Here is a 14248-nt window from a genome sequence, read left to right as displayed (position 1 = left end):
GGGTCGCGGCGTCGGCCGGATTGTCCACCACCAGCGCTGGCCCGGTGTGCTGCATCAAGTGCGGGCTGGCCGCCGACGCCTTGATGATCGCCCCGTTGGGTGCCAACGACCCCGATAACACCGCCAGTGCTCCCGGCGCGCCCAACGGCTGCTCGAGGCGGCGGATCGTGTCCTGCCAGTCGGCCAGTGCGTCGGCCGCGTCGATGAGCTCGCCCAATGAACGCCCGCTCACACCACGATGATCCAGGTGCAGCAGAGGCGCGAGCTCCGTCAACAGCGCCGGGACACCGCCGGCCCGGTGGAAGTCCTCCATGTACCCGGACCCCGACGGCTTGCAATCGACCAGAAGCGGTGTGTCGGCGCCGATCTCGTCGAAGTCCGACAGCTCCAGCTTCACCCCGGAGCGCCGCGCCACCGCGATCACGTGGATCAGGGCGTTGGTCGAACCACCGATCGCCGCGAGCACCCGGATGGCGTTCTCGAACGCCTCCTTGGTCATCACCTCACGAGGTAGCGGGCCGCCCGCACGTGCCAATTCGACGGCGCGCCTGCCGGTTTCCGTGGCGTGTCGCAGCCGCGCCCCGCTCACCGCGGGTGGGGTGGCGCCGCCAGGCAGCATCATCCCCAGCGTCTCGGTCAGCGCCGCCATGGTCGACGCGGTACCCATCACCGTGCACGTGCCCGCCGTCGAAACCAATTCCTGTCGTGCCGAGACGATCTCGTCACCGTCGAGCTCACCGCCACGGTGGGCACCCCAGAGTCGCCTGCAGTCGGTGCACGCACCCAGTCGCTCACCCCGCCACGAGCCGGTCATCATGGGCCCGACGACCTCCAGCATTACCGGGATATCCGACGACGCCGCCGCCATCAACTGCGCCGGCACTGTTTTGTCACAGCCACCCAACAGCACTGCCGCATCCATCGGCAACGCTCGGATCATCTCCTCGGTGTCCATTGCCATCAGATTGCGGAACAGCATCGTGGTCGGCGCGGTGAGGATCTCCCCAAGCGAGATCGTCGGGAAGTCCATCGGCAGACCACCGGCCTGTTCGACACCCCGCTTGACCGCCGCCAGCAGGGCGGGCATGTCACGGTGGCAGGTGTTGTAGTCCGATTGCGTGACAGCGATTCCGACGATGGGGCGTTCCAGGCTCTCGTCGTCGTAACCCGCCGATGCAAGGAACGCACGGCGCAGGTAGCGGCTGAAACCGGCGTCGCCGTATGACGTTCGGCTACTGTCTACCGCCGAGGTACCGGGTTGATATCCGGATTCGGGCGATGTGGACATGGGCAATCCTTTCGATGCGCGCAACGCGCGGCAGCAGAAGACGACGGCGACGGCGACACTCAGCGCAGCAGCGGCATCGCCAGCGGACGCATCGGCGCGCCGGTGGCGCCGCGGACCTTCATGCACGCGCCGATGAACGCGAACTCGTAAAGTCCCTCCGCGGCCAAGGTTTCGCAGTCGACGACCTCCATGATCGGCACGCCCGCCTCGGCCAGCAGGTAGGTGTGCACTACCTGCCAGTTCTCGGCATCGGGGGCGGGGGACTGCTCGAGCGCGAGGGTGTCACCACCGATGACGGCCGCCCCCGCCTCGGCGAGGTACTGCGCGCCATCCCGGTTCAAGCCGGGCGCGTTTTCGATGTAGCGGTCGACGTCCGGCCAGTGCCGCATCCGTCCGGTCCGCACTAGCGCGACGTCTCCGGGGTGGAACGAAGTCTTCTGCCGCGCCAGCGCATCGCTCAGGTCCTTGGCGCCGATGCCGTGGTTCTCGGGCAGCATGTCGACACCGTGCAGCCCTGCGACGTCGAACAGGACGCCGCGGGTGATGATCGGCGGGAACTTGTCGGCGCCGCACTTGATCCAGTGCCGTGAGCTGATGCATTGCGCCGCTTCGAATCCGTTGAAGATCTTGCCGCGATAGCCGAAGTGGTTCAACGTGTCGATGTGGGTGCCACAGTGCGTATACATCGACATCGCATCCCCGGAGTAGCCCACGAGGTGGTTCTGATCGACGCCGACGCCCGTCACGTCATCGAGCACGGTGCCTGCCGGGGTGTGCGTCATCCACTGCTGAAAACCCGGATCGCCGGCCTTGGTCCACGACGGCATCCCGACGAAGTAGTCCACCGACAGGTCGATCGCCGCGCCACCGTCGACGTTGCGCATCACCTCACGGGATTTCTCGGCGCTGATCAGGTTCAGCATGCCGATCTCGTCGTCGGGTCCGAAGGGGCTCATCGTCACCTCCCGGAAGTTCGCGGCATGCGCGGCGATCAGGTTGCGGGTGCGCTCATCGATGATGCCGGGTCCACACACGATGGCCTCCTTCTGCTCAATGGTGGATAGGAGTGGTGAGCGCCGAATACAGCTCGGGCCGACGACCGTCGAACACCGGAAGCGAGAACGGCGGATCGTCGAACGTCAAGGTCTTGGTGCGGGACTGGGCGAGGTCGATTGGCGCGACTGCGATGCCCTCGGCAGTCCCCGCGTCGACCAGCACCTCACCCGACGGCGTCACCACCTGGCTGCGGCCCAAGAAGTCGGTGCCGACCTCGCGGTCGCAACGGTCGGCGACAGCCAGATAGACGAGGTTCTCGACCGCGCGCACCCGCGTCATGTAGTCGGCCAGGAATCCCGCCGTTAGCGGCCAATTGGTCGGCATCGCAATCACATCCGCGCCGCCCAGAGCTGCGGCCCTGGCGCATTCCGGGAAGCGCAGGTCAAAGCAGATCATCATCCCGACGCGCAGCGCACCAACGTCAAACACTCGGGGCGCCACCCCGTCGCCGGGATCGACGAAGACGTCGGCTCCCAATCGAGGCAGGTGCTGTTTGCGATAGGTGCCCACGATTCCCTCGGGGCCGATCAGCGCAGCCGCGTTGAATACCTTGTCACCGTCGCGCTCCAACAGGCCCACTACTGCGAATGTGCCCGTACTCGAGGCAGTTTCGATCAGCGTCGCAAGTCGATCCTCGGTGACCTCGATGGCCGCGTCCTGGACCTGGGCGCGCGAGTCCATCATGTAGCCGGACAGCGCGCACTCCGGGAAGACGGTCAATTGTGCGCCACGCTCGGCGGCCTGCCGCAGCCAGTGGGACATCGCTTCGATGTTGGCGTCCGGCTCGCCCAGTACCGACGGCACCTGAGCCACGGCGATGGTCACGTCCCCATCGACGGCCTGCACACCCGGCGTTGACTCGACGTCCGACACCCATGTCCTCCACTTCCACGAACTCGTCGCCTCACATTGACATGCTGCATGCAGCATGTCAATGTGTGTGACGTGGGATACTTTGCGTGCTGCATGCAGAATGTCGAAGGACGGATGAGCCAATGACCGGCACCGCATCAACGACATCGACGGCCACCCTGATCACCGGTGCTGCCAGCGGAATCGGAGCAGCCACCGCCACTCTGCTGGCCCAGCGCGGACACCGACTGGTACTCGTGGACATCGACGGCAACTACCTCGAGCAGACGGCCGATGCCGCCCGGGCATCGGGTGCCGACGTGATCACGGTCGTCGCCGACGTCTCCGACGAGGACGCCGCAACTGCCGCGATCGACGCGGGATACGACGCCTTCGGCGGCGTCGACGGACTTGTCACCTCGGCGGCGGTGATGATCTCCAAGCCGCTGACCAACACCACGCTCGACGACTGGAACGCCCTGCAGTCGGTCAACGTGACCGGCGTCTTCTTGGCCTGCCGGGAGTTCATTCGTCGCCTCCTGGCAGCGGACCGGCCGGGCTCGATCGTCAACCTTTCCTCCATCTCCGGCACCGTGGCGCTGCCCAATCAAGCCGCCTACTGCGCATCCAAGGGTGCGGTCGCCCAGCTGACCCGCCAGATCGCAGTCGAGTACGCCGCAAGGGGCATCCGGGCCAACGTCGTATCCCCGGGCACCGTCGAGACCTGTCAGCTCGCGACCTACCTCGGCGCACAGCCGGATCCCGACGCCGCCCGTCAGGCCCTTTACGCCGCGCACCCGATCGGTCGCATCGCCGAGGCCGCTGAGGTGGCATCTACCATCGCCTTCCTGCTGGGGCCCGACTCCAGCTTCGTGACCGGCGCGGCGCTGGCCGTCGACGGCGGTTACACCAGCGTCTGATCAACCCGGCCCAGCACAACGACTTTCGAGGATCCCGACCATGTCAACTCTCATGTCTGAAACCGGGCCGGACAGCCGGCAACGTCCCGGCCGCGCCACGGCCGTGCTGCACCGGATCCGAACCGACCGGTTCATGCCGATCTGGCTTCTGGCCGTCGTCATCTTCGCGATCAGCCCGCTCATCGCCCCCGGAAGCATGACGGGTTCGGCACTCACGGCGATGCTGCCGTTCGCCGGGGTCATGTCCATCGCCGCGCTGGGACAAACCTTGGTGATCACCCACGGCGGCATCGACCTGTCAGTTCCCGGAGTGATGGCCGTCGCCGCGGTGTGCGTCACCAAACTCGCCCAGGGCGGACAACTTCCCACCCTGGTGTGCGTGCTGCTCGGCATTGTCGCCGGCGCGGTGTCGGGACTGGTCATCGGCGTTGCGGTGGTGCGGTTCTCGGTGGCCGCCTTCGTCGCCTCGCTGGCGGTGAACTCGCTGCTGATCGGGCTGGTGCTCATGCTGTCCGGCGGCTTCCCCGGTACCGCCGACCCTGCCGTGAGCGCCTTCGCGGTCAGCTCGGCCGCCGGGATCCCCACACTATTTCTCCTCGCGGTCGTACTGGTGGCCGTCACACATCTGGTGTTGAAGCAGAGTGTGTTGGGACGACGGTTCGTCGCCGTCGGCGCTGGAGTGCCAGCGGCTCGCATCGCGGGTCTGCGCACTTCGACCCACGGCGTCATGGCCTACGTGCTAGCCGGAATCGCCTACGCCACCGCTGGAATGCTGCTCGCCGCCTACCTGCGCACCCCCGATCTTCAACTGGGCCAGGCCTACCAGCTCACCACCATCGCTGCGGTCGTTCTCGGTGGCACGCAGCTGCGCGGCGGCATCTCCTCCATCATCGCTACCGCCGTGGCCGCCCTCTTCCTCACCCAACTCGGGCAGGTGGTGCTGGCCGCAGGCGCATCGACAGCCATGCAGTTGCTGATTCAGGCCCTCGTGCTCGCCGCCGCCATCGTGCTCCGCGGCGTGAACTGGCGGCACTTCGTGCGGTTCCGCAGCGGCACCACGTCCAGCCGGCCCCAGACATCGTGAGCGACAGGAGAATAGGCGTGACCATTCGTTTCCGCTCTGCGCGGCTGCTGTCCGCCACCGCAGCGCTCCTGATGGCGTGCTCGATGGCGTCATGCGCCGGCGGTCCGTTCAGCAAGCCCACCGCGTTCCAGGTCGACCCCGTCTACCTCGATCCGAAGCTCAGCGGTTCGGTCGACCAACTGCGGCCCATCACCGACTTCTGCGGAAACCGCCCCTTGAAGGTCGCCCTCGCAGACGGTGTCGGCGACAACGCATTCCGCAAGACCGCCCGTGCCGAGTTCGAGGACGAGGTCAGCAAGTGCCCGAACCTCGAACTGCTGCCCTACGCCGACGGCCAGGGCAATCCGCAGAAGGCCATCAGCGACATCAAGGCCCTCGTCGCACTGGGGGTGGAGGCACTCGTCGTGTTCCCGGATGCCGGCCCGGCACTGCTGCCCACCCTGCGCGAGGCCTTCGACGCGGGCGTCGCCGTCGTGCCCTACACCGCCAGCCCGGGCGGCACCCCCGGCGTGGACTACACGACCTTCGTCGGGCACAACACGGTCACCGACGGCGCTGTGTGGGCGAAGTGGGTCTGCCAAGCGCTGGGCCCACAGGGCGGCAACGCAGTGTTCCTCGGCGGCACGCCCGGTAATGCCCAGAGTCTCAGCGAGATTCACGGCATTGAGGACGAGCTCGCCAACAACCCCGACTGCAAGAAGGTGACCCTGCTCAACGATCCGGGCACTCCGATCGACACCGGCTGGAACCCCGCGCAGACCCAACGTGTCGTCGCGGGCCTGCTGGCCAAGTACCCCAAGATCGACGCCGTCATCACCGACTCCGGTGACAGTTCCCTCGGCGGCATCCGCGCGTTCCTGCAAGCCGGGCGACCGCTTCCGGTGTGGACGGCCAACGATAACAACGGATTTGCCTGCGCCTACGTCGACAACAAGCCCAAACAGCCACAGTTCCAGATTGTCGCCGTCACCTCGCGCACGTGGATCGTGCGCCTCGCCCTGCGCAAGGCCATTGCCGCCGCACAGGACATCCCCGAGCCCGAACCCGACATCGTCAACGTGCCCATCGTCATGAACTCACTGGACCCCAAACTCATTCCGGAGTGTGACCCGACCCTGCCCGCCAGCGCCGTCACCTCCTCCGAGCTGAGCACCGAGAAACTCGCGGAGATCTACCGATGACCCAGAACCCCACCGCACCCGGCCGAACCGAAGAAGGGTCGAAGACCTTGGCACGCAACACCCGTCGCGGACTCTCCGTCGCCGGTGTCACCAAGACCTTCCCCGGCGTCACCGCACTGGACGACGTCAGCTTCGAAGCCCAACCAGGCGAAGTACACGCCCTGGTCGGCGGCAACGGCGCAGGCAAGTCGACACTGATGGCGGTCGCCTCCGGCGCACTGTCCCCCGACCGCGGGACCGTGCGCATCGGCGACGACGAACTCACCTCGGCCTCACCATTGGCAGCCAAGGAAGCCGGTCTTGCCATCGCCTACCAGATCCCGGCGATCCTGCCCGACCTCACCGTGGCCGAGAACCTGGCCCTGGCCGTTCCACCCGGCCTGCGCCCACGGCTGCGCGACGTCGACGCATGGGCCACGGAGAAGCTCAAGCCGATGGGCATCCCGATCAACCCAACGGTGCCTGCGGGCCAGCTAGGCCTGGCCGAGAAGCAGGCCATCGAGATCTGCGGCGCCCTGGCGTGCGAACCGAGCGTCTTAATCCTCGACGAGCCGACCGAACCGTTCGCCGCCGCAGAGTCCGCGCGCCTCTTCCAGCTGATCCGCGAACTGTCGGCAGCCGGCGTCACGATCGTCTACATCAGTCACCGCCTGCCCGACGTCTTCGAACTCGCCGACCGCATCACAGTGTTGCGCGACGGGCGAATTCGCGGTCAGTTCGCCGCCACCGAGATCACCGAGGACGAAATCGTCACGCTCATCGCCGGGCGCGCGGTGGAGACGCTCTTCCCCGACCGTTCCGCCGACCTCGGCGAGCCGGCCGTGGTGGTCACCGACTTCGGTGCCGTTGACGCCCCTGACGTGTCCACCACGATCCGACGGCACGAGATCCTCGGCTTGGCCGGCGTCGAGGGCAACGGTCAGCGCGAGTTCATCCGCGCGCTCGGCGGCGCCGTCCCGTCCCATGGCCAGGTGTCCATCGACGGTGGCCTGGTCCGGCTCTCGTCACCGCGCGCGGCGCGCGACGAGGGCGTCATCCTGATGCCACAGGAGCGCGGCATCGAAGGCATCTCGCCGATCCTGACGGTGCGCGAGAACCTCTCCGTGGTCGCGTTGTCACGGGTCTCCCGAGCCGGTTTCGTGTCCCCGGCCACCGAACGCAAACTGGCGACCGAACAGGTCGCCGAACTCGGCGTGAAGACCGCCACCATCGACGCCGAGGTCGGCACGCTGTCCGGCGGCAACCAGCAGAAGGTCGTGCTGGGCCGGGCCCTGCTGTCGGCGCCGGAACTACTGCTCTGCGACGAACCCACCCAAGGCATCGACGTCGGCGTCCGATCGGAGATTTACCACCGCCTCCGTGACGTCGCCGACGCCGGAACCCCCGTGGTCGTTCTCAGCTCCGACGACGTCGAACTCGCGGGGCTGTGCGACCGCGTATTGGTGTTCTCCCGCGGACGGGTGGTCAAGGAACTCGTCGCCGACGACGTCACCGAACACGCGATCACCCAGGCCTCGCTGACCGCGGGCCGCGTCGACACCGGTGGCGACACCGCCGCTACCGCTCCCCGCAGCGGCCACCCCAGCCGCTGGCAGCGCCTAGTCGGCAGCCAACAGTCACCCAGCCTGGTATTGCTTGCGGCCATTCTGGCGCTCGGTGCGGTCACCACCGTGGTCAACGGGCGGTTCCTGTCGGAGTTCAACATCGCCAACCTGCTGATGCTCGTGGCCCCGGTGCTGTTCCTGGCGGCCGGGCAGCTGATCGTCATGCTGACCGGCGGCATCGACCTTTCGGTCGGACCCCTGAGCGGAACTCTGGTGGTGGTCGCGTCGTTCTTCATCGTCGAGGGGTACGGATTCGGCTGGTGGATACTGGGATTCATCCTGATGTTCGGGCTGGCGGCCGCGGTCGGCGTCGCCAATGGCGCCATGGTGCGCTACTCCCGCGTGGTACCGGTGGTAGCAACGCTGATCACCTACACCGGCCTGCAAGGGCTGTCGCTGGTCTGGCGTGACTCGCCGGGCGGTGTGATCGCTCTCGACGTGGTCGAGGCCATCAACAGTCGCGTCGGCCCCTTCCCCATCGCCGTGATCATCGGCGTGGTCGTGCTCGTCGGGTTCGAGTTCGCCTCTCGTCGGACGTCTTTCGGTCTGCGGCTGCGCGCATCGGGTTCTGACGAAGCGGCGGCCCGCAAGCGTGGCGTCGGAGTCGACGCGGTGCAGATGATCGCCTACCTGGCCAGTTCCGTGCTCACCGCCGTCGGTGCGCTGCTGCTGATGGCGCAGATCGGCGTCGGTGATCCGACGGCCGGCATCAGCTATACGCTGGCCGCCATCACTGCGGTGGTCCTCGGTGGCGCGTCGATCTTCGGCGGCCGCGGCAGCTTCCTCGGGGTGATCTTCGGCGTGCTGCTGTTGCAGGTGATCAGCAACGCGACGATCTTCCTCAAGCTGTCGCAGGCGTGGCAGTACCTGTTGGTCGGCTTGATGGCGTTGGCGGCCACCGCCGCCTACGCTCAGGTGCAGCGCAGAGCCACGAGGTGAGCACGGATTCGGCGTATACCGAGACCTCGGCCGAGTGCCCAACCGTCGTGGCCGGTAGCGTCGCTAGTCCGCAGCCTCCGTCACGATGACGCCACGTGGCCGACTCCTACGACGTCGCGCCAGGTGGTACGGCGACCGGATCGCGGCGAGGCCAAGGTTGCGGCACCGGGCGTTGGCGCACGCGTAGCGGCCACCAGAACCAGCGTCCGAGCAGCGCTGCCAGGGACGGCGTCATGAGTGAACGCACCACCAGCGTGTCGAAGAGCAGACCAAGGCCGATGGTGGTACCGACCTGGCCGATCACGATCAGGCTGCTGACCGCCATGGACATCATCGTGAAGGCGAACACCAAGCCCGCGGACGTCACCACCGATCCCGTGCCTGCCATGGACCGAATGATGCCCGTGTGCAGTCCGGCGTGGAACTCCTCCTTCATCCGGGACACCAGCAGGAGGTTGTAGTCGGCACCAACTGCAAGCAGGACGATGACAGACATCGGTAGCACCATCCAGTGCAGCGGAATGCCGATGAGGTGTTGCCACAACAACACTGAAAGGCCAAAGGAAGCACCAAGACTCAACACGACCGTCCCGACGATGACCGCCGCCGCGACGATGGCTCTGGTGAGCACCACCATGATGAGGAAAATCAGGATCAGCGCGGCGATCGCGGCGATCAGCAGGTCGTAGTCCGCGCCCTGCTGCATGTCCTTGAACATGGCCGCACTGCCGCCGACGTAGACCGTCGAACCCTCCAGCGGGGTGCCCTTGATGGCGTCTGCGGCCGCGATACGGAGGGGCTCGATGTGCGAGGTGCCCTCCTCGGTCAACGGGTCGCCCTGGTGAAAGACGGTGAACCGCACCGCATGTCCGTCCGGCGAGAGGAACAGCTTGATGCCTCGCTGGAAGTCGGCCGTCTTGAACGCCTCTGGCGGCAGGTAGAAGTTGTCGTCGTTGAGGGCGGCGTCGAAGGCCTGCCCCATCGCCGTCGCGTTCTCCTGCTGAGCCATGTTCTGGTCCTGTTGCGCCTTCTGCGCCTGATACTGGTTGAGCAGGTACTGCTTCTGGTTCTTCATCGTCTGGATCATGGCCGGCATGAGCGCCGCCATCTGAGGTGTCAGTTGCGCCAGTTGCTGAATGTCGGGCACCAGATCCTGGAAGTCGTCGGACAGGGTGCTGATGCCATCGAGGGTGTCGAAGATCGACCGCAGTGACCAGCACACCGGGATGTCGAAACAGTGCGGCTCCCAATAGAAGTAGCTGCGCAGCGGCCGGAAGAAGTCGTCGAAGTCGGCGAGGTGGTTACGGATCTCGTTGGTGTCGGCCGAGGTGTTCTCGAACTTCGTGGACATCCGCTGCGTGACGTCCGCCAGCTGCAGGGTGATGCTGTGCATCTTCGTCATCGAGTCGATGGTCGTCTGCATCTCGTCGGCCTGTTTCAGCGTGTTCCCGAGGACGGTCTGCTGATAGTCGTTGTTCAAGAGCTGCCCGGTGCCGCTCTGACTCATCGTGTAGGCGAGCGACGCATGCTCTACCGGCTTGCCATCGGGTCGCGTGATCGTCTGCACCTGCGCGATGCCGTGCACGCGCACCATCGCCTTGGCGATCTTGTCGATGACCAGGAAGTCGGCCGGGTTGCGCAGATCGTGATCGGCTTCCACCATGATCAGTTCTGGATTCATCTTCGCTTCGGAGAAGTGCCGAGTGGCCGCCGCATAGCCGACGTTCGCCGGGACGTCGTCGGGCTGGAAGATGCGGTCGTTGTAGGTGGTGTGGTAGCCGGGCAGGGTGAGCAGACCGACGAGAGCCAGCACGACGGCCATGACGAGGACGGCGCCTGGCCATCGCACGGTCGCGGAACCGACCCGCCGCCATCCCCGGGATCGTCCCCACCGCCGCGGCTCCAACACCTTGCCGAATCGGGTGACGAGCGAGATGACCGCGGGCCCGAGGGTGAGCGCTGCGGCGACCACGATCGTCATACCGACCGACAGCGGGATGCCCATGGTCTGGAAGTACGGGAGCCGGGTGAAGTGCAGGCAGAGCGTCGCCCCGGCGATGGTCATGCCCGACGCCAGCACGACGTGAGCCGTACCGTGAAACATGGTGTAGTAGGCCGACTCTCGGTCCTCTCCCAGTCTCCGCGCTTCCTGATATCGACCGATCAGGAAGATCGCGTAGTCGGTGGCGGCGGCGATCGCGAGCGTCACCACCATGTTGGTCGAGAACGTCGTGAGTCCGAAGACGTGGTGATAGCCGAGGAAGGCCACGATGCCGCGGGCCGAGAGCAGGCCGACGACCACCATGCCCATGGTTACCACCACCGTGACGACCGACCGGTAGACGAGCAGCAGCATCACGATGATGACCGCGAACGTCAGCATTTCGATGGTCTTCATGCTGGCGTCGCCGACGGCGTTCTGATCCGTGGTCGTCGCAGCCGGACCCGTGACGAAGGCCTTGACGCCGGGCGGCGCCTTGACGCCGTCCACGATGTTCCGCACGGCATCCACCGACTCGTTGGCCAATGCCTCGCCCTGATCGCCCGCGATGTAGACCTGAACGTAGGAGGCCTTGCCGTCGATGCTCTGCGCACCGGCCGCGGTCAAGGTGTCGCCCCAGAAGTCCTGAACGTGCTGAACGTGTTTGGTGTCGGCGCGGAGTTCACGGATCATCTGGTCGTAGAACGCGTGCGCGTCGGCGCCCAGCGGATCGTCACCCTCGAGCACGATCATCACGTTGCTGTTGGTGTCGTACTCCTTGAACACCTCGCCAACGCGCTTGGTCGCGATGAGCGCGGGCGCGTCGTTGGGGCTCATCGATACCGCCCGGAGCTTCCCCACTTCTTCGAGCTGGGGCACGGTGGTGTTGAGGATCGCGACGATGGCTATCCAGACCAGGACGATCGGGATGGCGAAGGCGCGGAAGAAGCGCGGTAGCCGAGGGTGGGCGGCGTGGCGCGCAGTCGGGATGGCGTCGGTCGTGGCCTCTTCAGGGGAAGAGCTCATGCCGCCTTCACCAAGCAGTACGTTGCGGCGTTCACGCCTTGCGCCGTCCTTTCGTCCTTGACTTCGTCGTCGACCGTCACGCGGCAGCCGATGGACTGGCCATCGCCCTGCACGACGAGGTTGGGCTGGACCGACGGCACCGTCGTCTCCAGTCGCAGGGTCCACGGCAGGGTCACGTCGGCCACCCGCTGCGGCAATCCCGCGAGGTCGGTGTAGTTGACGGTCGCGGTGTTCGCCGTGCCGAAGACCTCGTACACGACGACCTTCGGATTGAACTTCTGCGCCGTGTCCGAGCCGACCGGCGTCACCACGGCCCCATCAGACCCGAACACAGACCGCAGGTGGGAAACGCTGACGGCGCCGACGAGCACCGCCGCCACCATGAGGACGGGCAACCACACACGCTTGACTACCCCGATCACCGCGGTGGCCTCGGTGTCGAAAAGTGTTGATACGACAGCGATCGAGTGCACGCGCGCAAGTGCTCCAAGGCGGCGGTCAAAGTCGAGCCTTTCCACATGGGACCACGAACGTTCGGATCGGGCCGGTCTAAGTAGCCAACCTAAAGGACCGAAGCGGATAAGGTCAATCCGCTTATGACGCGGATCACTTACACTGCATTTCATGAGTGCCGACGACGAGCCGCGCCGCGCTCTGCGCAAGGACGCGGAGCGCAACCGGCAGCGCGTACTCGAGGCTGCGCGGGAGCTGTTCGCGACTAAGGGGCTCGAGGCCACGCTCAACGACGTGGCCCACCACGCGAACGTCGGGGTGGGAACGGTGTACCGAAGGTTCGCCACGAAGGAGGAACTGGTCGGCGCCATCTTCGAAGAAGGTATCGACCAGGTCGCGGCACTCGCGGAAGCTGCACTGCAGCATGAGAATTCGTGGGACGGGTTCGTGTGGTTCGTCGAACAGCTATGTGAATTGACCGCGACCGATCGCGGCTTACGCGAGATGGTCTACAGCAAGGCCTATGGCGGCTGTGGCGTCGAGGCGTCGCGGTTGCGGATCGATCCGCTTGTCTCGAAACTCGTCGAGCGAGCGCGAGCCGACGGCCATCTACGACCCGACGTTGCGCCAACGGACATGCCGATCGTGGGCCTGCTGGCCGGCACCGTGAGCGAATGGGCAGGTCACGTCGAGTCGGATCTATGGCGACGGTACGTCGCGTTGCTCCTCGACGGGATGCGGTACTGCGAGCACCAGCAGCGTCTCGCCGTCAACGCCCTAGAGAACGAGCAGATGGACGCGGCGATGCAGGGGTGGCACCCAGCCGGGTGACGCCCGTCCTGATCGTGACGACTACCGTGCCGCTACCCGTGTTCGCGTAGCCGACGAAACCTCACGACTGAATTCGCGACTCCACTGGTCGTCAACTGCGTGTCCGTAGCATTTGCGAGATGAAAATCCCTCCGGTGCTGCTCGAACGGACTAGGTGACGACGGCGTGCCTGCTACCCACCATCGGTTCGTGGACATCGACGGACACCGATTGTTCTATCGGGAGTCCGGGCCGGTTGGCGCACCTACTCTTGTTCTGCTGCACGGATTTCCGGCCAGCTCGTCGATGTTCCGCAACATCATTCCGCTGCTCGCCGACCGATGGCATCTGGTCGCGCCAGACCATCTGGGTTTCGGCTTGTCCGATGCGCCGCCTACCGCCGACTTCGACTACACATTCGATGCGCTGACCGATCTCACCTCCGGCCTCCTTCACCACTTGGGTGTGCACCGCTATGCGATGTACGTACACGATTACGGCGCACCGATCGGCTGGCGGCTCGCGTTACGCGATCCGGCATCGATCGCGGCGATCATCAGCCAGAGCGGCAACGCCTACCAGGACGGGTTCCAGTCCGACTTCTTCAGTGTGGTCTGGGATTACTGGGAGCATCAGACCCCGCAGACGGAGTCAGGTGTCCGTCAGGCACTGACCCTCGAGATGACGCAGTGGCAGTACCTATCCGGAGTCGCCGACGTGACTTTGGTCGATCCGACGACGTGGCTCACCGATCACGCTCGGCTGTCTCGGCCCGGCAACGACCTAGTCCAGCTCGCTCTGTTCCGAGACTATGCGAGCAATCCGGCGCTGTATCCCGCCGTGCACGAATACTTCCGCGTACATCAGGTCCCACTACTGGCGGTATGGGGCCGCGACGACCCGATCTTCGAACCTGCCGGTGCCACCGCCTTCACCGTCGACCTGCCCAACGCCGAGATTCACCTCGTCGATGGGGGCCACTTCCTGCTGGAGAGCGCTCTCGACGACACGGTGCCCTTGGTCCGCGCCTCCTGACCGCCAACCTTTGATGCTC

At 65.9% G+C, this 14248-nt stretch carries 11 protein-coding genes; 6 read left to right on the top strand and 5 right to left on the bottom strand.

From position 1 onward, the window contains the following. The 3 genes from ACRDUX_RS36545 to ACRDUX_RS36535 form a co-directional block, all read right to left on the bottom strand. Nucleotides 1-1288 (bottom strand): dihydroxy-acid dehydratase (locus tag ACRDUX_RS36545; protein WP_526421700.1); only part of this gene is annotated, 1288 nt, incomplete at its 3' end. A 59-nt stretch (nt 1289-1347) separates the two neighbouring features. Beyond that, nucleotides 1348-2322: a cyclase family protein gene (locus tag ACRDUX_RS36540; protein WP_526421698.1), complete on the bottom strand. Its 975-nt coding sequence runs from the start codon at nt 2320-2322 to the stop codon at nt 1348-1350. A gap of 16 nt (nt 2323-2338) precedes the next feature. After that, nucleotides 2339-3217: a carbon-nitrogen hydrolase family protein gene (locus ACRDUX_RS36535; RefSeq protein WP_526421696.1), complete on the bottom strand. Its 879-nt coding sequence runs from the start codon at nt 3215-3217 to the stop codon at nt 2339-2341. Nucleotides 3218-3339: 122 nt separating this feature from the next. Here ACRDUX_RS36535 and ACRDUX_RS36530 point away from each other — a divergent pair, with 122 nt between their 5' ends. Genes ACRDUX_RS36530 through ACRDUX_RS36515 form a run of 4 tightly spaced genes read left to right on the top strand, consistent with a single transcriptional unit; the run spans nt 3340 to nt 8924 of the window. After that, a complete protein-coding gene (locus ACRDUX_RS36530; protein WP_526421694.1) occupies nt 3340-4116 on the top strand; it encodes an SDR family NAD(P)-dependent oxidoreductase in 777 nt (258 codons plus the stop codon). 40 nt (nt 4117-4156) lie between these two features. Further along, nucleotides 4157-5200, top strand: a complete 1044-nt coding sequence (locus ACRDUX_RS36525; protein WP_526421692.1) for an ABC transporter permease — start codon at nt 4157-4159, stop codon at nt 5198-5200. A gap of 17 nt (nt 5201-5217) precedes the next feature. Next, complete coding sequence (locus ACRDUX_RS36520) at nt 5218-6381, top strand: substrate-binding domain-containing protein (RefSeq protein WP_526421690.1); 1164 nt, start codon at nt 5218-5220, stop codon at nt 6379-6381. After that, nucleotides 6378-8924 (top strand): ATP-binding cassette domain-containing protein, encoded by a 2547-nt coding sequence (locus tag ACRDUX_RS36515; protein ID WP_526421688.1) that lies wholly within the window; start codon nt 6378-6380, stop codon nt 8922-8924. The genes ACRDUX_RS36520 and ACRDUX_RS36515 overlap by 4 nt, the downstream gene beginning before the upstream one ends. Nucleotides 8925-9030: 106 nt before the next feature. On the opposite strand, the gene ACRDUX_RS36510 is transcribed toward ACRDUX_RS36515, so the two are convergent. Then, nucleotides 9031-11931 carry an MMPL/RND family transporter gene (locus tag ACRDUX_RS36510; RefSeq protein WP_526421686.1) on the bottom strand — a complete coding sequence of 967 codons (2901 nt, stop codon included), beginning with the start codon at nt 11929-11931 and terminating at the stop codon, nt 9031-9033. Further along, nucleotides 11928-12353 (bottom strand): MmpS family transport accessory protein, encoded by a 426-nt coding sequence (locus tag ACRDUX_RS36505; protein WP_526421702.1) that lies wholly within the window; start codon nt 12351-12353, stop codon nt 11928-11930. The genes ACRDUX_RS36510 and ACRDUX_RS36505 overlap by 4 nt, the downstream gene beginning before the upstream one ends. Before the next feature lie 202 nt (nt 12354-12555). On the opposite strand from ACRDUX_RS36505, the gene ACRDUX_RS36500 reads away from it, so the two are divergent. Together ACRDUX_RS36500 and ACRDUX_RS36495 are read left to right on the top strand one after the other, a co-directional pair. Beyond that, on the top strand, nt 12556-13215 hold the full coding sequence (locus tag ACRDUX_RS36500; protein WP_526421684.1) for a TetR/AcrR family transcriptional regulator: 660 nt from the start codon (nt 12556-12558) through the stop codon (nt 13213-13215). 165 nt (nt 13216-13380) lie between these two features. After that, nucleotides 13381-14229, top strand: a complete 849-nt coding sequence (locus ACRDUX_RS36495) for an alpha/beta fold hydrolase (RefSeq protein ID WP_526421682.1) — start codon at nt 13381-13383, stop codon at nt 14227-14229. Nucleotides 14230-14248 lie beyond the last annotated feature (19 nt).

This window comes from Mycobacterium sp. (genome assembly GCF_050701675.1).
GTDB lineage: Bacteria > Actinomycetota > Actinomycetes > Mycobacteriales > Mycobacteriaceae > Mycobacterium.
The sequence above is the reverse complement of the archived record's forward strand: the minus strand, read 5'-3'. Positions and strand labels throughout refer to the sequence as shown.

What these genes read in the sequence shown, in the direction of transcription:
- ACRDUX_RS36515 (WP_526421688.1), top strand. Translation starts at nt 6,378, where the DNA reads ATGACCCAGAACCCCACCGCACCCGGCCGAACCGAAGAAGGGTCGAAG.
- ACRDUX_RS36510 (WP_526421686.1), bottom strand. Translation starts at nt 11,931, where the DNA reads ATGAGCTCTTCCCCTGAAGAGGCCACGACCGACGCCATCCCGACTGCG.
- ACRDUX_RS36525 (WP_526421692.1), top strand. Translation starts at nt 4,157, where the DNA reads ATGTCAACTCTCATGTCTGAAACCGGGCCGGACAGCCGGCAACGTCCC.
- ACRDUX_RS36530 (WP_526421694.1), top strand. Translation starts at nt 3,340, where the DNA reads ATGACCGGCACCGCATCAACGACATCGACGGCCACCCTGATCACCGGT.
- ACRDUX_RS36500 (WP_526421684.1), top strand. Translation starts at nt 12,556, where the DNA reads ATGAGTGCCGACGACGAGCCGCGCCGCGCTCTGCGCAAGGACGCGGAG.